Consider the following 20746-nt stretch of genomic DNA (forward strand, 5'->3'; position numbering starts at 1 on the left):
GGCGCGGGAGCCGTGACGAATGCCGGATGAAACTACAGATCGTTAATCTCCTGGTCGCGGGTTCGAATCCCGTCGGGTCCTCCAGTTCATGGACCCGTAGCTCAGCGGATAGAGCAGGACGTTTCACCACACCTTGTCGTCACGGACATATGGAATGACATGGCGAATGCATGGAGAACTACATCTGTGTCGCGAGTTCGATTCTCGCCAGGGCCTAGTCCTGTAGCTCAGTTGGTAGAGCAAGCTGTTCCCCGGACACTTGTCGCCATGACGAAGATTGCAGCGGCGAATGCCGGACGGAACTACAGCCTCCAAGTTGGATGGTCTGGCAGGTTCGACTCCTCCTGGGCATACGCTCTCTGGCACGAGCGGGGCCATCCGGTTTTGTCCACCCTCGTCGCCGCTGCAAGCTCCTGCCACGCAGGAACGGACTACCCCGGCGAATGCCGGCAGGACTACAGGGAAAGAGCGGCCCATCGGATTTCCGGCGGGCAGGTCGGGTGTTCAAGTCATCCCGTGTTTCCGAAAGGAGCATGTAGCTCAGTAAACCGTCCTGCCCAATCTCGTCGCCGGGACGATGGTAAGGCCCTGGGCGAATGCCGCCGGTGACTACAGGGGCCGCATCGCGCCACGATCGTGGAATGCGTGCGGCGAGATAGGATCTCGGGCAATGCTCGTCGCCCAAGTGGTGTGAAGAGACGCAACTGAACAGAAGGACTGCAGACGCAGAAAAGACAATGATAGCGGTAATGAGCGGACAGGATTTGATCGATGCCGGCATGAGCCAGGGGAAGTGGTTTCGCCCGGCTCTCGACGCGGCCAACGCGGTTTTGAGCAAGGGTGGCTCGGTGACCGATGCGCTGGAGGCGGCAAGGACCTTCCAGCCCGGGCCGACGCTCGCCTTGAAGGCTGACAACGATATCGAGATCTATTCCAACATCCGCGCCGAGAACGCCTTCGAGCAGGACAATGTCGAGAAGGTCAATGCGACGATGCGGGCGCTGGTGCGCACGCCGGTCGTCCGGGCGGCTGCGATCATGCCGGACGCCTGCCCGGCGGGTCCGGTCGGAACGATCCCGGTCGGCGGCGTCGTCGCGTCCGAAGCGATCCATCCCGGCATGCATTCGGCCGATATCTGCTGCTCCATGGCGATTTCGATCTTTCCGAGCGTGGATCCGAAGTCGCTCCTGGATGCCGTGCACGCCGTGACGCATTTCGGTCCCGGCGGCCGGCCCCGCGGCGCGCAGATCAAGCCTTCCGAAGCGACGCTTTCGGCCTTCGAGCAGAATCCCTATCTGCGCGATGGTGCACTGAGCGCCGGTATCGAGCATTTCGCCACCCAGGGCGACGGCAATCATTTCGCCTATGTCGGAACGATGAAGTCGACCGGTGAAACCGCGCTTGTGACCCACCACGGCTCGCGAGCACCGGGCGCCCGCCTCTACGACAGGGGCATGAAGGTCGCCGACCGGTTTCGGGAGCGCATTTCGCCCGAGACGCATCGGGAAAATGCCTGGATTCCGGCGGATACCGAGGAAGGTGACCTTTACTGGTCGGCGCTGCAGACGATCCGCCAGTGGACGAAAGAGAACCACTATGTCCTTCACGACATGGCGGCGGAAAAACTCTCGGCCAAGGTCGCGGACCGCTTCTGGAACGAGCATAATTTCGTCTTCCGGAAGTCGGACGGGCTATTCTACCACGGAAAGGGTGCCACCCCTGCCTTCGACAACTGGGCGCATGACGCGACCGATCTGACCATCATACCGCTCAATATGGTGGAACCGATCCTGATCGTTCGCGGCTCGAACGCTGCCCATGGCCTCGGCTTCTCGCCGCATGGCGCTGGCCGCAACTTTTCGCGCAGCGCGCATATGAGGCAACTGTCTGCGGAGTATGGGGCGGATTCGCGCGGTCTGAGCCCGAACAACATCGCGGCTATTCTGGAGAAGGAAACAAGCGGTCTCGACGCGCGGTTCTTCTCTGGTTTCGCCGATGTGTCGGAACTGCCGAGTGCCTACAAGAGCGCTGCGAACGTGCGGGCGCAGATCGAGCACTACGGTCTCGCCGAAGTGGTCGACGAGGTGATCCCCTACGGGAGCATCATGGCCGGCGACTGGCAGCAGAATGCGCCCTGGCGTAAAAAGCGCCGGTAAACACCGAGGGAAGGCAACCAAGCTTGCCTTCCCTCCCCTCGAAGGCACCAGCTTCCCAGCGTCCGCCAACAGCTTTCAAGCCGTTGCCCGCCCGACGGGATCGGCCTTCATCCATTCGGAGCGCTCGGCGCCTTGCAACTCTTCGATCGCATCAGGGGCGAAGCTCGGCACGACGCCGGTCCACAGCAATGCGCCATCGGAATTGGAATGGCCGTCGCCTTCGAGCTTGTAGATGCTCTCGACAATATATTGGCCGTCCTCGTTCAGGCCCTTGATCTCGGAGATCTCGATCACCCGGCGTCTGCCGGTGCGTTTGAAGCGGGCGATCTGCACGACGACGTCGACCGCCGAGGCGATCTGGGCGCGCAGCGGCCGCAGCGGCATGTCGATATCCGACATCAGCGCCAGCGTTTCCAGCCGGTGCAGGGCGTCGTAGGGTGTGTTGGCATGCACCGTCGACAGGCTGCCGCTATGGCCGGAGGTCATCGCCTGGATCATATCGAGCGCTTCGCCGCCGCGGCACTCGCCGACGATGATGCGGTCGGGGCGCATGCGCAGCGACGAGCGGAACAGGTCGCGGATGCTGGCGCCGCCGCGGCCGAAGCGGTCGGGCTTGGTCACTTCGAGATAGACGACATGCTCCTTGCGGATCTGCAGTTCCGAGGTGTCCTCGATGACGATGATGCGTTCGTGGTCGGCAAAGGCTTCCGACAGGGCGTTCAGCATCGTCGTCTTGCCGGTGCCGGTGCCGCCTGAAATGATGACGTTCTTCTGCAGCCCGACGGCCGCCTGCAGCAGCGACAGTGACGCCTCGGTCAGGCTGCCCTGGGTGACGAGATCGCGGATGCTGCGATGTTCTTTCAGGAACCGGCGGATGGAGATGCAGAGGCCGGTGCGGGCGGCGGGCGGCTGGATCATCTGCACACGCGAGCCATCCGGCAGGCGGGCTTCGACGCTCGGCTCCTCCGGCGTCAGCCGTTTGCCGGAGAATTGCGCGATGCTGCGCGCGGCCGATTCCAGATCTTCGCGGCTGGCAAACCGCGTGTCGGCGCGTTCGAGCTTGCCGCGCCTTTCGACGAAGATATCGGATGTCCCGTTGATCAGGATTTCGGAAACGCTCGGATCCTCGAGCAGGAAGCGGATCGGCCCCAGGAGTTTGTCCAGCGCCCGGGTCAGGACCTGGAAGGTCGCCTGTTCGGCGGCGTCGTCGGAAACGGCCTTCATCAGAGCGGCATCCCCACCAGAACCGTGCTCATGCCGAACAATGTCGCCATCATCTGAACCGCGGTCGGAAAGAACATCATCAGCGGAATGAGGACCAGTGCAAGTATCAGGATGCTGCTCATCGTTTCCATGGTTTTCTCTCCGGAACGACTGAAGGGCCAAGCCCAATCTGTCGGATAAGCTTAATCCAGATCGTCAAGCAACGCCATGGTCGCGTCCCCGCGCAGGCGGCGGATCTCGTGCTTCTGTTCCATCTATTCTATCGCCTTGAAAGAATTGACCAATTATGGGGCAGTGAACGACAGCTCGCAATTCCCGCGAGGAACGCGTTCCAAAGGGTAAAACTATAGCATGTTCAGGTGGTTAGTTAAGAATTTCAGCCGTCAACTGCGTTTCATCATGAGACGCCTCCAAGGCAATTGGAACCCTCCGTTCCGTTTGCTTGACGGAGGGCTGGCCTTGGGCGCACTCTTGGGTCTTAATGGTGTTGCTCAACAAGCGTTGGCCGCCGGGGAAGAAAAGCTGAAGCAGAACATATCATTGGAACGAGCAACGTGCTGGTTCGGATCGATACCGTATGCTTGGTAATCTTCTCTCAGGTCTTCGATCCGAAACAAACCTAGGAACGAGGAATACGCAGATGTTTGGAAAACTCAAGACTCTCGCAATTGCACTTCACCAGGACGAACGCGGCGACATGGCCCAGATCGTCCTTGCCGTCGCCCTGATCGTCATTCCGCTGATGCTGCTCCTGCTCGCATTCGGCAAACAGATCGGCGAATGGTTCAACGAAAAGAACACGGCGCTCTCGGATGCCGAGAGAATTCCCGAGCCGGGTCAATAAGCGGGTCCCGTGTCATGGATATGACCTACGATCTGACCCTGATGCCTGCAGCGGCGGCTCTTGCCGTCGCCTGCGCCACGACCGCGGCGGTGCTCGATCACCGCCAGGGTCACATCCCGAACGCCGTGACCTATCCCTGCCTGCTTGCCGGTTTCATGCTGGCGGCAGTCAACGGTGGTCTGGCAGGGATCGGCCTTGCCTTTGCCGGCCTCCTTGCGGCCGGCATGATCTTCATCATCGCCTTCGCAGCCGGAAGCTGCGGCGGCGGCGATGTCAAGCTGATGGCGGCGCTCGGCGCCATTCTCGGCCTCTGGCCCGCCATCGACGTGACGCTCGCATCGCTGATGGTCGGCGGTGTGATCGCCGTTTTCTCGATGGCGCTGCGCGTTCAGTGGAGCGTACTGGCCCGGAACGTCGGATTGTTTGCCCTGCTGCTGCCTGCCGGTTTCCGCGATGCCGCCTCGGTGCTGAAGCCGCGCGAGACACATCATACCGTCCGCTTCGGCGTTGCCGCCGCTCTCGGACTTCTCTGGTGCCTGTTCATGCCCGATTTCACCCCTCTTTCACTCGTGAGGTAACGGCAATGCGCGCTGAACTCGAACGCCCCCTCTTCGACGGTGCCTTCTGGAGTTCGATCCTGCACTCACGGACCTTCTGGATCCCTGAGGATCACGGCGCGCTCTTCGGCACCTTTGCGATCGCGATGATTTTGCTTGCCTCGATGCTGCTGTTGCCGCGGCTTTCCGCCCGCCGGCGCCGGATATCGGAGCTGCATGGCGATATCTCCGGCAGCACGACGATGATGGATTTCGTGCTCGTCACGCCGGTCTTCGTCTTCTTCATGTTCGTGGTCTTCCAGTTCGCAATCCTGGCGAAAAATCACCTCTTCACCCATTATGCCGCCTATGCGGCGGCCCGCAGCGCTCGCGTCTATTTCTGCCCGGCCCTGCCGATCACCATCCGCAGCTTCATCGACGCCAAGACCTGCGATGACGATGCCGCTCCCGGGAAAGCCGATCTTGCCGCCCGCCTGGCGCTGATCCCGGCCGCCCCCTACGACCAGCTGAAATGCGTCGGCGCCTGCCAGCCGCCGGAAGAGGCGCTGAAGGCCCTTGCCGATGCTTCCGGTCTTTCGAAGAACTGGCGGGCGATGCGCAACCAGGCCCGCTACATGTTCGACCCGCAGAACGTAACCGTCACCGTCGACCGCGCGCCGATGGCGCTCTATGCCGCCATCAATCGCTCGCCGCATGTGCCGGTGACCGCCAAGGTCGAAGCGCGCTTCCTGCTGCTCGAATATGCCGGCTGGGTCTTTGCCCGCGGCCAGAGGAAAGACGGCCGCTACTACACGATCTCGAAGGCGGAGGTGAACCTGCTATGACACCGACCCTCATCAAACGCCTGCACCGCGACGAACGCGGCTTCCTGTCGCCGATCATTCTCTACATGACGATCGCGCTCGCCCTGATGATCGTCTGGATCCTGAATACCGGACAGATGATCTACGACAAGCAGCGCACGCAGGACACGGCCGACGCCGCCGCGCTCGTCCATGCCGACTGGGAAGCGCGCTATCTCAACATCATGGCGATGAACAATGTCGCCTCCTCGCAGGCAACCGTCGTCATGGCGACCTCGGTCGCCTTCCAGCTCACCACGGCGGAACTGGCCCTGCGCTCGACCGCCATTCTCGCGAAACTTGCCGAATACTCCTTCACCGAGGGCTTCGGACCGGCATCCCTGCTGCCGCCGATGCCGCCGATGCCCTATTGCCCGGGCTGGCAGAAGGTTCCGATCGTCGGCGGCATCATCTACGGCGCCTGCCTGGCGTTCCAGGGGTTCCGGGCGACGGAAGCCACCATTGCGATTGCCTACACGGTAAAAGCACAGCTCGATTACGATCCCTGGGGCCTGATCGTGAAGTCCAGCGACATCATCGACGGCATGAACGATCTCAACGACTACCTCGTCGAAAGCTTTCCGCAGCGGGTCGGCAACGAAGCCCTGCATCTGGTGCGCATGAACAAGTCGGACCATGTCGTCTTCCATCCGCCGTGCCAATCCTGCAACGACGCCGGAGAAGGTGCCGGCGGCAACCTGCCGGTCGATCGCGACGGCATCAATCCCGCTGCGGCCTATGCCGAAATGTGCCTGGCGATGAGCCGGGGCACGGAGGGACAGGACCCGTTCCTGATGCGCGGCGAGTTTGCCAATCGCGGCTTCCCCAACGGCAAGGGTCCGTTGACGGCCGGCGGCGTCGACGGCAGCCATATCCGCGACTTCGTCAACCACGAAAGCGGCATCGACGATGCGCTGGTGAACTTCTACATCTTCTATGAAGCCTTCGGCCCGGCCTATCTGAGCAAGATCCCGTTCAAGGCGATCATCGAGCAATATGCCGATCTGAGCTGGTGGGAGGAACTCACGCTCGATGCCAGCTTCTTCGTTGCAGAGGAGTTCTTCGGCCTCGAATTCGGCGTCGTGAACCCTTTCCAGCTGCCGATCGACGTGCCGCCGCGCTATTCCGATAAGCAGACGAAGGACGAGAACGATTTCACCCGCAAGTTCGACATGATCTGGAACCAGGTCTGCGGCCCGGCCGGCGGCGCGATCTCGGTGGCAGGTGCTCCCCTGCCCGTGATCTCCTTCCCGAAGCCCTACTGGCTGAAGGGGCGCATCCCCTTCAACTTTACGCCCTTCGGCGGTGAGCAGCTCGACGACTATCAGACGCTGGCGATCGTTTCTCGCGCGCCGCGGGCTAGGCTGCAGATCCGCATCTTCAAGGACAAGACGCCCTCCGCCTATGCTTTGGCGCAGAGCTGGGTCCATAATTACACGGCCTTCGATCTCTACACGCAGGACTGGCTGGCATCGCTGGCGCCGGCCACGCTCGCCGACGATACCGGCGAGGTTTCGAACACCATCAAGCAGAGCCCGGCCGCCGACAGTTTCACCGGCCTGACCCGCGTCTTCGACCAGGGAGGAGCCAATGCCTGGGCTGCCGTCAACACACACTGAGACGACCGGCGGCGCTCCGGCCGGCGGCCTTCTGATGCGGCTGCACCGCGACAGGCGCGGCCTGGCCTCGATCGAATTCGTGCTCGCCGCACCGGTCATCCTGCTGATCGTGATCTTCATGATCCATGCCAACCGGATTTCCACCAAGAAGGTCGGGACCATGCTGGCCATGCGCAACGCCGCCTTCGCCGAGGCGAACGGGCTCGACTGCACGTCGGATTTCTCGAATGTCTTCCCGCTCCCGGCCTTGCCGGCGCTGCCCGGGCGCGATGCCATGAGCTGTTCGCGCACGCCCTCGCACGAAGGCGGCGGCGAGCCGCAGCGCACCTTCGTCTGGGACGACGTCCAGAACACGCTGAAGAGCGATGGCCGCGATTTCGGCGATATGGTCGGCGACCTCGCCAATGAAAAGCCGCAACTGGTGACCGCGACGGCCGACCGGGTCTACAAGTTCCGCGATTCCGACGATCTCGATACGATCAGGAGCATCCGCTGGAAGGACGCCTTCACGGTCGATGATGCAACGCTGTTTGCCTCGCACAACAACGACACCACGCGCCGCGGCTACGATCCGACGCTGCGCCGGGAAATCCGCGATGTGGCCGACGATTCCGGCGACTTGTTCGACGGCGTCTTTCCGGGAGCGAAATAAGATGAGACAGGGCGCGCGTATCTCCGTTCATCTGCTCAGCATGGCTCTCGTCATTGGGCTTGCTGCCGCCTTGGCCACGCCGGGTCGCGCCGAGGTCTATAAGGATTTCCGGGCGACGCTGAATTCGATGCTGGCCGGCATTGTCGGCGCGCCGGAACGTTCGCCGCGCGATCTCGTCATCAACGGCCAGCCGCTCGAGTTCACGCCCTACCAGAGCGATCGCAGCATTTCCGACATCACCGACGAATGGCTGCGGGTGCTGGCCGTCAATACCCGCCCTGCCCTGCCGAAAAGCAATGACAGGCAGGAACTGACCGCGGTCATCGCCGCCAACATGCTGATCGTCCCGAAGGTAAGCCGCATCCGCGATGATCTCGCCGTGGTGGTGCGGTTCTTCGACGGCGATGGCGAGGCAGCGCTCGATTATCTCCGACGGCAGGACCCGGCAAATCCCTCGGCAAGGGCGCCGATCCCCGGCGTCTCGATCATGATCCGCCGCCCCGCCGATGCGCCGGTGACCGAGGTGCTGATGAGCCGCTTCCAAGATGTGGCGTCGTCGCTGCCGGCCTTTGCGGCGCCCGCCGATGTCAGCAAGCTGCCGCAGTCGCTGCGTCCGCCGGCCGGGGTCGAGGTGCTGAGCGATATCGGCGACCGCGACAAGGGCCACACGTCGCGTACCGTCGTCTCGAAAGGCTCTCTGTCGGCCGTGCGCTGGTCAGATCAGCGCGCCGAGCTTCTCACCCGTGACGGTTTCACCATTGAGGCGGCGCCGGCTGAGCGCGGCGGGGTTACCGCGCTCTATGGCCGGCGCGGCAGCGTCGAGGCCAATGTTCTCTACACCAGCAGCAAGAGCGACGGCCGGACCGTCGAGGTCATTCAAATCAGGCAACCCTTCGTCGAAGGAATAACACCATGAACTGGAAGCTCATCGCGGCCGTCATCGTCGGGCTGATCACCGGCGTTCTGCTCTACTTCTGGACCGAGAGCGTCAAGAACGAGCAGGTGGCCTATGCCTTCATGCGGCTCCAGCCCGACAGGAAGGTGACGCGCGGTCAGGCGATCACGCCGGACATGCTCGCCGAACCGGTCATGCTGCCGGAAAGCTTCGGGGCGCTCGCCAAGCTCGCCGTGCCTGCGGCCAGCGCCTATCAGGAATGGCTGAAGGACAGGACGGCCGCCGCCGACATTCCGGCCGGCTCGGTGCTGCTCTTCCAGTATTTCGACGATAATGACGGCGGGCGGCTGACGACGATGATTGCGCCCGGCAAACGGGCGCTCACCCTTCCCGTCAACGCGGCCGCCGCCGTCGGCCACTTCGTCGAACCGGGCAGCTATGTCGATATTATCGGCACGGTCGATGAGCCGGTCGAACCGGTGGCACCCGCCGCACCCCAGCCGGGAACCCCCGGCCAGGCGCCTGCCGTTCCGGGCCAGGCGCCTGCCGTGGCCGGGCAGCCGCAGGCGCCCGCCCAGCCGGCCTCGCCGGTCGAGCAGATGCTGAAGAACTATCTCACCCAATATCCCGGCGCCGACGAGAATGACGTCAATGCCTACCGCAAACAGGCACAGGATTATAAACTCGGCATCAGCTCGCGCACCCGCGTCGTCACCCGCACCTTCCTGCAGAATGTCAAAGTGCTGGCCGTCGGCGCGGCGACGACGGCCGAGGGCGCCATCACCAAGGCCAACAGCACCTACAATAACGTGACCGTCGAAGTGACGCCGTCGGAGGCCGAAATGCTGATTTTTGCGCTCGGCCAGTCGAACGGCAGCCTGAACATGGTGCTGCGCAATCCGGCCGACAATAGCGTCGAGGAATTGCCGAGCATCAACTGGACGCGCATGTGAGCGTTGCGGGGGAGTGAGCCATGCTGTTGAAGATTTCCTATGAGGATGGCAGCGGCCGGGAGGTGATCCCGCTTTCTTCCAATGAGACCTATTTCGTCGGCGAAAGCAGCACGCTGACGCTGCCGGCCGGCGCCGGCGTCGTGCGGCTGCGCGGCAGCCACGTCTCCTCGCCGCAATTCGTGCTGCGCAAGTCCGGCCAGGGCTGGTCGGTGCAGCATCACGGCCGCAACCCGACCCGCGTCGACGATCAGCCGCTGCGGGCCGGCACGCCGGTTGCGGTCTCGGCCGGCATGTCGATCTGGGTGCCGAACGTCACCATCGAATTGGTCGAGCCGGCCGCGGCTCAAGAAGCGGTGACGCAGTTTCCGGACCAGGAGCGGGTGCTGGCGTTGCAGATGGAGATCCATGAGCGATTGCTAAAAGACACGCAATATGACCGACTGGTCAAATCCTCCGATTTCGGCCGCGAGGACACGCGCAACCGCATCCGCGAACGGCTCGACATGTTCATCAAGGAGGCGCTCGACGCAGCACCCCAGGATCTCGTCATCCTGGTCATCAAGAACGCCGTCTATCGGTGGCTGGCAAAACGCATCGCCCGCACCGGGCGGCGCGATGCCTCGTCGACGGCCGCCAGCCTGTTGCGCGAGGAGCAGGACAATCGCCGCCTGTTCGATGTCGGCAAGGCGCTGATCTCGGCGCTGCAGCTGAAGCTGAATTTCGAATCCACCCGCGCCGATTTCGCCCAGCTCGACACGCGGTTCAGCGCCGCCTTCCAGTCCCGCCAGGCCCTCTTCAATGCCGGCGACCGCTACGAGATCGCCCATATGCATCTGCGCTCCAACATCGAGGAGCTGATGTACCGCTGGGGCACGATTTCGGAGCTGATGGATCTCGACGTCATTTCGGAAATCATGGTGACGCGCTACGACGAGATCTATGTCGAAAAATTCGGCCTGCTGGAGCGCTATCCCTTCGCCTTTGCCAATGAGCGGCAACTGATGAAGGTGATCGAGCGCATCGCCGTCGATTCCAACCGCTCGATCAACGAGAGCGAGGCGATGGCCGACTTCCGCATGCCGGATGGATCGCGCGTCAACGCCGTCATTCCGCCGCTGGCGGTCAAGGGCGCCTGCCTGACCATCCGCAAATTCGGCGGCAAATCGCGGCTCGACATCTCCAAGCTGGTCACCGCAGGCGCGCTCAGCGAGCCGATGCGCGCCTTCCTCGAGGCGGCGGTGCGCGCCCGCAAGAACATCGTTGTGTCAGGCGGCACCGGCTCCGGCAAGACGACACTGCTGAACAGCCTGTCGCAGTTCATCCCGATCGGCGAGCGCGTCGTGGCCGTCGAGGACACGTCGGAACTGCAGCTCGACGGCATCCATGTCGTCTACCTGCAATCGCGGCCGAAGACGGCGGAGTCCGAAACCAGCGTCACCATCCGCGATCTGGTGCGCAACGCCCTGCGCATGCGCCCCGACCGCATCATCGTCGGCGAGTGCCGCGGCGCCGAGGCGATCGACATGCTGCAGGCGATGAACACCGGCCATGCCGGCTCGATGACGACGGCGCATGCCAATACGCCGCAGGACATGATGACCCGCCTGGAGGTGATGGTGCTGCAGGGCCAGAGCTCGCTGCCGGTGATGGCGATCCGCCAGCAGATCGTCGCCGCCGTCGAGCTCGTCGTGCAGCTCAACCGCCTGGAAAGCGGGCGGCGCGCGGTGACCGAAATATCCGAGGTGATCGGCATCGATCCCGATACCGGCCTCGTCATCGTCGAGCCGATCTTCCATCTCGTCGGCCGCGCCGGCGGCCAGGCGGTGCATGCCTTCACCGGCTATCTGCCGAGTTTCGTCGCCGAACTCGTCGAGTTCGGCGAAGACGGCCAAATCGAAAAACTCGACATGTTCGTTTGAGGAAAAACCATGGATATCAGCATTCTGCAGATTTTTACGGTCGCCCTCGGGGCGGTGACGGCGGGGCTGCTGGTCTGGGGGGCGCCGGTGCGCTGGCCGGCGCCGCTTCTGCGCGCCACCGAACGCGATATCGCGCTCGCCAGCGAGGCGGCGCAGGTCTTCGGGCGCGATGCCGTGCCGCCCTATACGATGATCCTGGCCTACGGCATCACGGCAATCGTCGTCTTCCTGCTGATCTCGCTGATCTTCGGGCCGATCTTCGGCATCGTCATCGCCATTCCGGTCGCCTTCTTCCTGCCCAAGGCGGTGATCCGCTATTTCCTGCAGCGCCGCTGGCTGCAGATCGAATCGCAGCTTCCCTATGCCGTCGACCAGATCGTCTCGGCGGTGCGCACCGGCAAGCCGCTCGCCGTCGCTGTCAATGCGGTGGCCGATACCGGCCAGATGCCGGCCTCGCGCGAGTTCGAGCGCATCGCCCGCGAGCAGAAGCTCGGCATCGGCCTGGTCGAGGCGCTGGACCGCCACGGCCGCACCGTGCCGAGCCTGCACTTCAAGATGGTCGACGCCGCCCTCGGCCTTTTCGCCCGCCAGGGCGGTGATATTTCCGAGCCGCTGACGGAAATGTCGAAATCCTTCAAGGAAATCTGGAAGCTCGATCAGAAGATCACCACCTCGTCGTCGCAGGCGCGGATGAATTTCCGCGTCGTCAATGGCGGCGCGCTGTTCATGATCCTGATGATCTTCTTCGGCCAGCCGGAGCTGATCGACAAGGTGTTCGGCAACGCCATCGGCATCGTCATCGCCATCGTCGGCGCCATTCTTTATGCCACCGGTTTCTTCTGGATGCGCTCGATGATGAAGGTGTCGGTCTGATGTCTGCGATCCCTCTTGGCCCCCTCGCCATCGTCTTTGCCGGCATCACTGCGGCCCTTTTCGTCTGGTGGATCGGCGATCTGCTCGGCAGCATCCAGGTGGTGCGCCGCTCCCACGGCGGTGACGGGCCGCCGCCGAATATCGTCGACAGCATCGGCATGCGCACACCGGTCGAATTCGTGCTGCTGCATTTCGAACCGCTGCTCGCCGACTACGGCGCCCAGCTGGAGCAGAAGCTGATCTATGGCGGCCGCCCCTTCGGCGGCGTCACCGGGCGCGAATATATCGCGTTGCTCGTCGTGCTCAGCCTCTTCGGCTTCATCCTGCTCGGGGTGCTGTTCGGCATTGCCAGCGGCAGTATCATCGGCGGGCTGGTCGCCGGGCTGATCCTCGGGCTGATCCCCGCCATCTATTTCTGGGTCGTCGCCGACGACAAGATGCAGGACCGCAAGGAGCGCATTTCGCGCGAATTTCCCTATTTCCTCGATCTCGTCGTCATGACGCAGCAGGCGCAGGCCACCCTGCCGGAAAGCCTGCGGCTTTATGCCGAGGCTGCACCCGGCACGGTGATGAGCGAGGAGATCGATCAGACGCTGAAGGACGTGGCGCTCGGTACCGGCATGGTCGAGGCGCTGCAGCGGCTGGAGCGAAGGATGACCGCCGAGGAGGTCATCCGCGTCATTCGCGCGGTGATCCAGGGCGAGGTCGAGGGCAGTAACCGCGTCGAGCTGTTGCGCGAACATGCGCGCGACCTGCGCTTCCGCCGCTGGGAGAAGGCCGATAGGGCCAGTGAAAAGCTGAAGGCCAAGATCGTCATGCCGGCGATGATGATCGTCGTGTCGATCCTGCTTCTGGTGCTGGCACCGGCAATTGTCGAGATGATGTCGAGTGGGATGTTCTGATCATGGCCTTTTCCTTCTTTCGCGGAAACAAACCAAGCCTCCTGCAGACCGGTCCCGGCGGCCAGAGCCGCAGCCATGTGCTCGACCGGCCGGAGATGTCGATCGGCCGGGCTGCCAATGCCGATATCGTCGTCGACGATCCGTTTCTGGCGCCGATCCATGCGCGTATCGAAAAACAGAGCGACGGCGGCTTCATCATCCGCCGCATGGGGCTGAACCCGATCATGCTGCGCGGCGAAGCGCTGCTGCAGACGGCCTCGCTGAAAGCCGGCGACAGCTTCCGCCTCGGCAAGGATGTCGAATTCCAGTTCGTCGTCAAAGCCGCCGCCAAGGAGGCGCCGAAGAAGGAGGCGGCCAAGACGGGTGACGACAAGCCGAAGAAGCCGCTCTTCAAGCAGCCGGCCTTCCTCGCCGGCATGGGCCTCGTCTATCTCGCCATCGTCGGCATCATCGGCTACGTCATCCTGTCGGACAGCGGCAGCACCGAGGGCGGCCCGACGGCCGAGCGCATCAATGCCGAAGCCGCCCGCATCCCGACCTGCATCAAGAACGCCCGGCGCATGCGCCAGGTCTCCGAAGCAAGCTTCAACGGCGCCGTCGGCGGCCGCGTCGGCCGCGACGGCGATGTCACCTATGCCGCCCTTTCGCTTAGCGCCGAACCGGCCGACGACGTGGCACTGGCAAAGGCTGCCGAGCCGATCGTCGAGGCCTACAAACGCACGGCACTTGCCGCGCTTGCCTCGGAAAACCGCGGCAACAAAACGCTGGCGCTGACGCTCTACCAGCAGACCTACGATCTTGTGCCCGACATCAACTGCTCGGCGGCGCGTTTCGCGCTGCAGCGGCGAGCGGCGGTGAAGCCGCCGGCGCGGCGGTGAGCGCCGGTCGTGCGCCGCGGCTTGACCGGATCCCAGCGGCTATGTCCTATCCCTTCGCGCACGTCGCGAGGCAACCGAACTCAATCTTCATCTACCGATACCGTCACTTGTACGTCTAAACCAGCGGCAAATATTGATGAGATGTCCGCATTAGAGAGCCTTTGCGTATATCCTGCATCCGACTGATCTCGAGTGATGCATACGAAGATGTCCACATAACCACTCTCTATCCCTGGGAGCGACAAGACATCTGGAAAATTGTTTCCAAGCGCATCTATCAGTTTTGCCAGCGCTTCACTCACGTTGGGGGTCATAAGAGGAACGGACAGCGTCCACATTCCAGTTCGCGCTCGCGCTGTCGCGCCACTGGCTGACGATCCTTCAGCACCCGCCTTCCAATGTGCGTCAGGTTTAACACCCAGGAACCGCGTCACATTCTCCGGATCAAGATTGTCACCGTGAAAATATATGGAAACTGATCCGATTTTCTCTGATTTCGTCACCTAAGTTTCCGTCCCGAAACTGCTCATGAGTATTGATGATCTCTGTCGGCCCGAAGCGGTCATGCGTACCGTCAACGTACCTTGGAATATAAGAAGGCATCCCGCGGTACGTCCGAAATATTTGGGTGGAGAAGGTAACGTTGGAGGAATGCCTCCTTTGTCATTCCGGCTTTTTCCATGACCCTAGCCGATGCTCCATTCATTACGTCGCAAGATGCCTCGGTGCGGAAAATGAGAGGATGCGAAAGCGCGTGATCTACAGCCCATCTGATGACCTCACTAGCAATCCCATCTCCCCACCGATCTCTCCGAATAAGCCATCCATAGGATACCTTATGACCGGCTGGCCGCGCATCTACGCGTCCGACCAACTCGCTCGGCTGGTGCCGAAGGCATATAACAGCAGGAAACGATGTGCCTGCTTCCCATTCGCAGTGACTGCGCTCAGCCGCCTCTAGCGTCTGGCGAAGCTCGGCATGCGGCTTCCAGGTCAGATATTTCGTTACCTCTGGATCACTGTTCCAGCCGTCGAAGATTGCCTGAGCATCCGATGGGATGATGCGCTTTACAAGAAATCGGTCCGTAACAAATTCCTCAGGTAGCCTATATTTTTGTGCCATTTCGTAATCGTTCTCAAAACGCGATTTGTTTGTGTTCGTTATCATGGTTGCCCATTGTAGCCGAGCAACCAATGACAGCAATGTCCGCTCCTGGCGCGAAGCCGGCAACGATTGGGCTTGCTGCGCCTGATGTCGCACACCCGCCTCGTCCTTCGAGGCCCCTGCGGGGCGCCTCAGGATGAGGCTCTCTTGAACCGCGGCGCCACATTCTCTGACCCCTGTGATTTGCATATGGCATCTCAAGCGCCTGCTATTGGGGCGCGGCATCCTCCAACGTCCCTCATGCTGAGGTGCGCAGCCCAAGAGGGCGAAGCCTCGAAGCACGCCGCAACGCTGCTTCTTGCACGTCTCAACGCCTGAGCACCCGCCTCGTCCTTCGAGGCCCCTGCGTGGCGCCTCAGGATAGGGCTCTCTTGAACCCCGCCGCTACATTCTCCGACCCCCGTGATTTGCATATGGCATCTCAAGTGCCTGCTACTGGGGGCGCGGCGTCCTCGGCGAGATCGGAAGCGAAGGCGCGTTAGCCCATGGGTACGGCGGAAGAGCTGGCAGCCTATGTCGAGGGATAGGCGCTGATCTCTCGAAGCGACCGATTGCCTGAAAAGGTTAGCTCTCTCTTGTGTGTGAGCAGCACCAATGACCACCGACGGCCCGAACGAGACATCGAACCTTCGCGTCTCGCCGAAGGGGATGACGAGCCGATAGACGACGCGTTTTTCGCAACGCCTCTGTCAGGATGTCGTCATCCCCGCTCCAATCAGCCTGCCGCGCTCGGCACCGGCGTGTTGAGCAGTTGCTGTTCCCACAGATATGCGATCCCGCTTCCGCCGGCATGCTGGGTGATCACCTCGGTCAAGGCGGCGGCCTGGTCGGTCCGGGCCCAGTCGCGCTGCCATTCGGCCGCCAGTGCCAGCCAAGTCATCATGTTTGCGCCAGCCGCGATCATGCGCTGGATGGCGACTTGATGGGCTTCGACCGACACAGCGCCGGATGCGTCGGTGATGACAGTGACATCCCAGCCTTCGCCGAGGGCCTGGATCGTCGGCATTGCGACGCATACCTCGGTCCACAGACCGGCGATGATCAGTTGCTTGCGACCGGTCGCCTTGACGGCGTCCACCACCTTCTCGTCCTGCCAGGTATTGATGAACGTCCGGTCGATCACCTCCTGACCGGGGAACACATCGGTGATCTGGGGGAAGAGGAAACCGCCGCGCGCGGCGACCACGCTGGTCAGGATTGTCGGAACACCGAAGGCCCTGGCGGCTTTTGCCAGCCCGGTCGTATTGCTGATCACCATCTGCGGTTCGTGGCTGTTCACATTCGCGAGTTGGTAGGGCTGATGATCGATCAGAACGAGGACCGAATCCTCGGGACGAAGAAGCGAAGCAAGGCCATTGCGAAAAGTCATGGATACATCCTCTGCTGCTGTTGTGTGGCATGCCGGGTGACACGCGCCGGCAGCGGCGCTGCCTCCGAAACGGACTCTGTCATTCCTATTTTCGATACGGTAGTGCTGTCTTGTGCCAAGCTGTGTTGCGAAATGGGGAACGTCGAATTGGACATCGAAGAGCTCAGGACATTCGTGGAAGTTGCGGATGCGGGTGGCGTTACATCGGCTGCGCGCCGGCTCGGCGTCGCCAAGTCGATCGTCAGCCGGCGGCTCGTCCGGCTTGAAGCGGATCTCGGCGTCCAGCTTCTTGCCCGAACCACCCGCGGTGCTGCGCTCACCGAGGCCGGGATCACCTTTCGCGACTATGCGGCCAGGGTCTGCGCCGAGATCGACGCGGCCAGGGAGACGATCCTGCCCGCCGGTGACCTTTGCGGCCGCCTGAGAGTTGCAGTGCCGCTTTCCTTCGGCCCGACCCACTTCGCGCCGGTGCTCGCGGACATGGCGCGACGCCACCCCCAGCTTCACATCGACACCTCCTATAGCGATCGCTTCGTCGATCTCATTGCAGAGGGTTTCGATTGTGCGATCCGGGTTGGTTTCCTTCAGGACTCCAACCTGATCGCCAAGCGCGTCGGACCGATTTATGGCAAGCTCGTCGCGAGCCCGGACTATATCAAAGCGAATGGTTCACCTGAGAAGCCGGCGGACCTCGCCGCCCATCAGGCCCTTATGCAGGGAACGGAAACCTGGCAATTCATGGATGGAGGCCGGATCGTCACGGTTCATCCGCGCGGGCGCTTCAAGGCTGATAACGCCATGGCGCTTGCCGCCGCCGCATTGGCAGGGCTGGGCATCGCCTGGATCCCCGACGGCATCACCCATCAATACGTGGCCTCCGGCGCGCTGGTTCCGGTCATGACACGCTATCCTCCGCCTCCGGCAGCCATCCACGTCATCCGCCCGCCGGGTCAACATCCCGCCCGCAAGGTACGGGTCCTCACCGAAATGCTGATCGAGTGTTTCGAACAGGCTCCGCAGCCTGCGGGCTTCGGCCGCTAAAGCGCGGACGGCGCGGAGGCCGGGGACGGTCTGATCCGATGTCAGAGCGAGGGGAGCCGCGCCGGCGCTTTTGTCTTGACCGCCATCGGCGCAACTCTGCCAAGGACGGTTGTCGGCCCGAAGCAACCGTCGGCCTCATTCCCCTTGATGTCTTACCATGAAGCCAACGTCAGTGAACGTAAAGCGTATCTCCGCCCGATCATGAGAACCGGTCGCGGTCAGGATGACGTGGCCCGTCCGTGAGGTGGATGCCATGAAGGTATCGAATTCCACCCGTTGCGGATCGTGTGAGACGTTTGAAACCACGTAACGTTCGCCATCGATATAATCCCTTGCGCTCACCAAAAGCTGGCCGTCTCGGACTCGTATATGATATTCCGACCGCGCGTCGTCTTCGTCGGAACGCCAGACCCCGACCAAGGTTATCGGCATGTTTAGTTGAACGATCTCGGCCACAGTGAGCGTTTCCCTTGTCGATGGGCGGAGGGGCAAATCTAGCGGCTCCGAATATAATCGCAATGTCCGGTATTGGCGCGGGGCGGAGATTATGTCCGGTCGCTTCCGGCGTGAAGCAGACCTGACGCGCCCCCAAGGAGACGCTCCGCAGCCTGCGTGGAATATCTGGCATCCGCCCGCCGACCCTGCCATAAATGAGGTCCATCGAGGGAGGCACGATGATGCAGAAGAATGCGCCGGACTTCAGCCTTGAGGGCAAGGTGACATTGGTGACGGGAGCGAGCCGTGGCATCGGTCGGGCTTGCGCGCTTGCCTGTGCCGCAGCGGGCTCCGATATTGTTTTGGGGGTGCGCGATGTCGCAGCCTCGGCGGGTCTGGTTGCCGAACTCGAGGGGCTGGGACGAAAAGTCCTCGCTGTTGAACTGGATATTCCCAACAAGGCCCATATCGCACAAGCCGTCGACGCAGCGCTTGCGACATTCGGCCGGATCGACGTGCTCGTCAACAATGTCGGCGTGGCGCCCGGCAATCTCGCGGAACTCGTTGAGGAGAAGGACCTTGACGAGATTCTCGATGTCAACATCAAGGGCACATTTCTGATGACGCAGGCAGTCGGGCGTCAGATGATCAAGCGCAAGGGGGGCAGGATCATCAACATCAGCTCGCAGGCCGGCACCGTGGCGCTGCGCGGCGAGTCAATCTATTGCATGAGCAAGGCGGCGATCAATCACCTGACGCGCTGCCTTGCCGCCGAATGGGCCGCCTATAATGTCACCGTCAACACCGTATCGCCGACCTTCATCCACACGGATGGCACGGCCCCTTACCTAGCCGATGCCGACAATCGCAAAGCGACGCTCGATCACATTCCCCTCGGCCGGATCGGTGAAACCGATGACGTGGTGGGTGCCGTGGTCTTTCTGGCATCGCCGGCTGCAAGCCTGATCACCGGCGCCAACCTGCTGGTGGACGGTGGATGGTCCGTCGCGTGACGGCTGAGGCAGCAACCTTCAGGAAGCTAAAAAGCAAATAGCGGCTTCCCGGAGTGAAGGCTTGACGGTCACCCTCGTCCAGCCCCCCCCGCTGACGGTGCAATCTCGCACCGAGCATTGTCCAGGAGGGCCGCTAGCGGAGCCCGATAAGTGCGAGACGCGGCCAAGACTCAAGATGAAGGAAGGCGCGGAATGGAAATTCGGGCGTTCGACCCTTTCGATTGCCGCTCTTCTGTATCCGATGTGCCGCTCATACCTTGTGTGCGCTGATCAATGCGCGGCGGGTATCCGGATCGCGTCGCCGAAAGAAAAGGTGGCGCGCCCGGCCTTCGGCAGTTTCGCCGACATCCTTGTCGTCGGCTTCGATGTTTCGGCGGAGAAGAGGGCGGCGCGGGACTTTCTCACGAGGTACGCCGGTTTACTCCGGTTTAATCTGATCGCGGCGAGCGCCTATATGTGAGATATTGAATATGCGGCAGATCACCCGATCTGCCCGATAGTTGAGGGAGGATGTCCTATGCCACTGTTCATAATCACAGGGTGCTATTCAGCCACGGCAGCGAAGGGAATGATCGCCGATCCATCGGACCGGGAAGCGGCGGCCCGTGCCATCATGGAAGCTGCAGGCGGGAAACAGCATTCTTTCTACGTCACGACCGGGGAAACTGACTGGATGATAGTCGCGGAATTTCCCGACGGTGTTGACCTGATCCCCGCACTTCTTGTCGTCGGCGCATCGGGAGCAGTATCGAATATCAAAACCGTGCGAGCATACACGGGGGCGGAATTCAAGGCCGCCCAAGCAAAGGCGGGCAAAATCGCATCTGCCTACAAAGCCCCTGCAAAATAAGCAGACCACTCGTTGGATCATTTCTGGCAGCGGATGTGCGATCCGCTGCCGACAATCGCAAAGCGACGCTCGATCACATTCCTCTCGGCCGGATCGGTGAAACCGATGGTGTGGTTGGCGCCGTCGTCTTCCTGGCATCGCCGGCTGCGAGCCTGATCACCGGCGCTAACCTGCTGGTGGACGGTGGATGGTCCGTCGCGTGACGGCCGAGGCTGTTGTACGACTCGGACACTCAGACATAGAGGTGACTCGTCGCGTCCCGCTGGCGATTGCTGACTAGGCTCCGGCTGGCGTAGGAATCATCGATCGAACTTTTTCGAGTGGATGAAAAGCCGTTCGTCCGCCCCATGAGACGAAGATGCCGGTCCTGCCCTGAAAAGCCAGGGCGTTTGTGTAATAGCAGTCGTTGGTCAGGATGTCGTAGCGGGCCGTCGCGTAGCGAAACGCGAAGGCTGTGCTGCCATAACCCGCACCGATCGACATGATGATGCCGAGTGGCAAGGTTAGAGCAGATCCTGTTCAATCCGGGTCATATCCGGCAGCCCTGAAGTAGTTGCCC

General features: G+C 62.2%; 24 protein-coding genes. 17 read left to right on the forward strand and 7 right to left on the reverse strand.

From position 1 onward, the window contains the following. The first annotated feature begins 749 nt into the window (after nt 1-749). Entirely contained in the window at nt 750-2156 is a 1407-nt protein-coding gene (locus AF337_RS29845; protein ID WP_049735000.1) for an RtcB family protein, read from the forward strand. Between the two features lie 75 nt (nt 2157-2231). On the opposite strand, the gene AF337_RS29850 is transcribed toward AF337_RS29845, so the two are convergent. Both AF337_RS29850 and AF337_RS46580 read right to left on the reverse strand, forming a co-directional pair. Next, on the reverse strand, nt 2232-3380 hold the full coding sequence (locus AF337_RS29850) for a TadA family conjugal transfer-associated ATPase (RefSeq protein WP_049735001.1): 1149 nt from the start codon (nt 3378-3380) through the stop codon (nt 2232-2234). Then, a complete protein-coding gene (locus AF337_RS46580; protein WP_003594894.1) occupies nt 3380-3511 on the reverse strand; it encodes a hypothetical protein in 132 nt (43 codons plus the stop codon). Before AF337_RS46580 ends, AF337_RS29850 begins: the two co-directional genes overlap by 1 nt. Before the next feature lie 509 nt (nt 3512-4020). On the opposite strand from AF337_RS46580, the gene AF337_RS29855 reads away from it, so the two are divergent. From AF337_RS29855 to AF337_RS29905, 11 genes are read left to right on the forward strand one after another with little or no spacing between them, the layout of a single operon-like run. Beyond that, nucleotides 4021-4224 carry a hypothetical protein gene (locus tag AF337_RS29855; RefSeq protein WP_003563674.1) on the forward strand — a complete coding sequence of 68 codons (204 nt, stop codon included), beginning with the start codon at nt 4021-4023 and terminating at the stop codon, nt 4222-4224. A gap of 14 nt (nt 4225-4238) precedes the next feature. Then, the gene (locus tag AF337_RS29860) at nt 4239-4802 is read left to right on the forward strand and encodes an A24 family peptidase (protein WP_049735002.1); all 564 of its coding nucleotides are present in this window, start codon (nt 4239-4241) and stop codon (nt 4800-4802) included. Between the two features lie 5 nt (nt 4803-4807). Further along, entirely contained in the window at nt 4808-5605 is a 798-nt protein-coding gene (locus AF337_RS29865) for a TadE/TadG family type IV pilus assembly protein (protein ID WP_049735003.1), read from the forward strand. After that, entirely contained in the window at nt 5602-7242 is a 1641-nt protein-coding gene (locus tag AF337_RS29870; protein WP_049735004.1) for a Tad domain-containing protein, read from the forward strand. The genes AF337_RS29865 and AF337_RS29870 overlap by 4 nt, the downstream gene beginning before the upstream one ends. Next, nucleotides 7214-7894 carry a TadE/TadG family type IV pilus assembly protein gene (locus AF337_RS29875; protein WP_049735005.1) on the forward strand — a complete coding sequence of 227 codons (681 nt, stop codon included), beginning with the start codon at nt 7214-7216 and terminating at the stop codon, nt 7892-7894. Before AF337_RS29870 ends, AF337_RS29875 begins: the two co-directional genes overlap by 29 nt. Before the next feature lies 1 nt (nt 7895). After that, nucleotides 7896-8810, forward strand: coding sequence for a hypothetical protein (locus tag AF337_RS29880; RefSeq protein ID WP_049735006.1), 915 nt, complete (start codon nt 7896-7898; stop codon nt 8808-8810). After that, complete coding sequence (gene cpaB / locus AF337_RS29885; RefSeq protein WP_049735007.1) at nt 8807-9742, forward strand: Flp pilus assembly protein CpaB; 936 nt, start codon at nt 8807-8809, stop codon at nt 9740-9742. The genes AF337_RS29880 and cpaB overlap by 4 nt, the downstream gene beginning before the upstream one ends. Before the next feature lie 20 nt (nt 9743-9762). After that, entirely contained in the window at nt 9763-11661 is a 1899-nt protein-coding gene (locus AF337_RS29890; RefSeq protein WP_049735008.1) for a TadA family conjugal transfer-associated ATPase, read from the forward strand. Nucleotides 11662-11670: 9 nt separating this feature from the next. Then, on the forward strand, nt 11671-12534 hold the full coding sequence (locus tag AF337_RS29895; RefSeq protein WP_049735009.1) for a type II secretion system F family protein: 864 nt from the start codon (nt 11671-11673) through the stop codon (nt 12532-12534). Continuing rightward, nucleotides 12534-13436, forward strand: a complete 903-nt coding sequence (locus tag AF337_RS29900) for a type II secretion system F family protein (RefSeq protein ID WP_193393673.1) — start codon at nt 12534-12536, stop codon at nt 13434-13436. The genes AF337_RS29895 and AF337_RS29900 overlap by 1 nt, the downstream gene beginning before the upstream one ends. 2 nt (nt 13437-13438) lie before the next feature. Next, nucleotides 13439-14314, forward strand: coding sequence for an FHA domain-containing protein (locus AF337_RS29905; RefSeq protein ID WP_049735011.1), 876 nt, complete (start codon nt 13439-13441; stop codon nt 14312-14314). Between the two features lie 80 nt (nt 14315-14394). On the opposite strand, the gene AF337_RS41025 is transcribed toward AF337_RS29905, so the two are convergent. From AF337_RS41025 to AF337_RS29915, 3 genes are all read right to left on the reverse strand, one after another. Beyond that, the gene (locus tag AF337_RS41025) at nt 14395-14817 is read right to left on the reverse strand and encodes a DUF4279 domain-containing protein (RefSeq protein WP_082336884.1); all 423 of its coding nucleotides are present in this window, start codon (nt 14815-14817) and stop codon (nt 14395-14397) included. A gap of 71 nt (nt 14818-14888) precedes the next feature. Further along, a complete protein-coding gene (locus AF337_RS29910; protein WP_342028458.1) occupies nt 14889-15704 on the reverse strand; it encodes a GNAT family N-acetyltransferase in 816 nt (271 codons plus the stop codon). Between the two features lie 490 nt (nt 15705-16194). Then, complete coding sequence (locus AF337_RS29915; protein WP_049735012.1) at nt 16195-16848, reverse strand: hydrolase; 654 nt, start codon at nt 16846-16848, stop codon at nt 16195-16197. Nucleotides 16849-16995: 147 nt separating this feature from the next. On the opposite strand from AF337_RS29915, the gene AF337_RS29920 reads away from it, so the two are divergent. After that, nucleotides 16996-17889, forward strand: coding sequence for a LysR family transcriptional regulator (locus AF337_RS29920; protein WP_049735017.1), 894 nt, complete (start codon nt 16996-16998; stop codon nt 17887-17889). Nucleotides 17890-18024: 135 nt separating this feature from the next. On the opposite strand, the gene AF337_RS29925 is transcribed toward AF337_RS29920, so the two are convergent. Beyond that, nucleotides 18025-18345 (reverse strand): hypothetical protein, encoded by a 321-nt coding sequence (locus tag AF337_RS29925; protein ID WP_049735013.1) that lies wholly within the window; start codon nt 18343-18345, stop codon nt 18025-18027. Nucleotides 18346-18566: 221 nt separating this feature from the next. Here AF337_RS29925 and AF337_RS29930 point away from each other — a divergent pair, with 221 nt between their 5' ends. The 4 genes from AF337_RS29930 (at nt 18567) to AF337_RS42745 (ending at nt 20390) form a co-directional block, all read left to right on the forward strand. Further along, on the forward strand, nt 18567-19337 hold the full coding sequence (locus AF337_RS29930) for an SDR family NAD(P)-dependent oxidoreductase (protein ID WP_049735018.1): 771 nt from the start codon (nt 18567-18569) through the stop codon (nt 19335-19337). Nucleotides 19338-19512: 175 nt separating this feature from the next. Beyond that, nucleotides 19513-19797 (forward strand): hypothetical protein, encoded by a 285-nt coding sequence (locus AF337_RS29935; RefSeq protein ID WP_049735014.1) that lies wholly within the window; start codon nt 19513-19515, stop codon nt 19795-19797. Nucleotides 19798-19854: 57 nt separating this feature from the next. Further along, nucleotides 19855-20187: a GYD domain-containing protein gene (locus tag AF337_RS29940; protein WP_049735015.1), complete on the forward strand. Its 333-nt coding sequence runs from the start codon at nt 19855-19857 to the stop codon at nt 20185-20187. Beyond that, nucleotides 20184-20390 carry an SDR family oxidoreductase gene (locus AF337_RS42745; protein ID WP_280138876.1) on the forward strand — a complete coding sequence of 69 codons (207 nt, stop codon included), beginning with the start codon at nt 20184-20186 and terminating at the stop codon, nt 20388-20390. Before AF337_RS29940 ends, AF337_RS42745 begins: the two co-directional genes overlap by 4 nt. Before the next feature lie 73 nt (nt 20391-20463). Here AF337_RS42745 and AF337_RS29945 read toward each other — a convergent pair whose 3' ends face one another. Then, on the reverse strand, nt 20464-20688 hold the full coding sequence (locus AF337_RS29945) for a hypothetical protein (RefSeq protein ID WP_244471340.1): 225 nt from the start codon (nt 20686-20688) through the stop codon (nt 20464-20466). Between the last annotated feature and the right edge of the window lie 58 nt (nt 20689-20746).

This window comes from Rhizobium ecuadorense (assembly GCF_001187535.1).
In the GTDB taxonomy this organism is placed as follows: Bacteria; Pseudomonadota; Alphaproteobacteria; order Rhizobiales; family Rhizobiaceae; genus Rhizobium; species Rhizobium ecuadorense.

Coding starts and splice junctions, on each gene's coding strand:
- AF337_RS29845 (WP_049735000.1), top strand. CDS start 750: ATGAGCGGACAGGATTTGATCGATGCCGGCATGAGCCAGGGGAAGTGG.
- AF337_RS29850 (WP_049735001.1), bottom strand. CDS start 3,380: ATGAAGGCCGTTTCCGACGACGCCGCCGAACAGGCGACCTTCCAGGTC.
- AF337_RS46580 (WP_003594894.1), bottom strand. CDS start 3,511: ATGGAAACGATGAGCAGCATCCTGATACTTGCACTGGTCCTCATTCCG.
- AF337_RS29855 (WP_003563674.1), top strand. CDS start 4,021: ATGTTTGGAAAACTCAAGACTCTCGCAATTGCACTTCACCAGGACGAA.
- AF337_RS29860 (WP_049735002.1), top strand. CDS start 4,239: ATGGATATGACCTACGATCTGACCCTGATGCCTGCAGCGGCGGCTCTT.
- AF337_RS29865 (WP_049735003.1), top strand. CDS start 4,808: ATGCGCGCTGAACTCGAACGCCCCCTCTTCGACGGTGCCTTCTGGAGT.
- AF337_RS29870 (WP_049735004.1), top strand. CDS start 5,602: ATGACACCGACCCTCATCAAACGCCTGCACCGCGACGAACGCGGCTTC.
- AF337_RS29875 (WP_049735005.1), top strand. CDS start 7,214: ATGCCTGGGCTGCCGTCAACACACACTGAGACGACCGGCGGCGCTCCG.
- AF337_RS29880 (WP_049735006.1), top strand. CDS start 7,896: ATGAGACAGGGCGCGCGTATCTCCGTTCATCTGCTCAGCATGGCTCTC.
- cpaB (WP_049735007.1), top strand. CDS start 8,807: ATGAACTGGAAGCTCATCGCGGCCGTCATCGTCGGGCTGATCACCGGC.
- AF337_RS29890 (WP_049735008.1), top strand. CDS start 9,763: ATGCTGTTGAAGATTTCCTATGAGGATGGCAGCGGCCGGGAGGTGATC.
- AF337_RS29895 (WP_049735009.1), top strand. CDS start 11,671: ATGGATATCAGCATTCTGCAGATTTTTACGGTCGCCCTCGGGGCGGTG.
- AF337_RS29900 (WP_193393673.1), top strand. CDS start 12,534: ATGTCTGCGATCCCTCTTGGCCCCCTCGCCATCGTCTTTGCCGGCATC.
- AF337_RS29905 (WP_049735011.1), top strand. CDS start 13,439: ATGGCCTTTTCCTTCTTTCGCGGAAACAAACCAAGCCTCCTGCAGACC.
- AF337_RS29910 (WP_342028458.1), bottom strand. CDS start 15,704: ATGCCGCGCCCCAATAGCAGGCGCTTGAGATGCCATATGCAAATCACA.
- AF337_RS29915 (WP_049735012.1), bottom strand. CDS start 16,848: ATGACTTTTCGCAATGGCCTTGCTTCGCTTCTTCGTCCCGAGGATTCG.
- AF337_RS29930 (WP_049735018.1), top strand. CDS start 18,567: ATGCAGAAGAATGCGCCGGACTTCAGCCTTGAGGGCAAGGTGACATTG.
- AF337_RS29935 (WP_049735014.1), top strand. CDS start 19,513: ATGAAGGAAGGCGCGGAATGGAAATTCGGGCGTTCGACCCTTTCGATT.
- AF337_RS29940 (WP_049735015.1), top strand. CDS start 19,855: ATGCCACTGTTCATAATCACAGGGTGCTATTCAGCCACGGCAGCGAAG.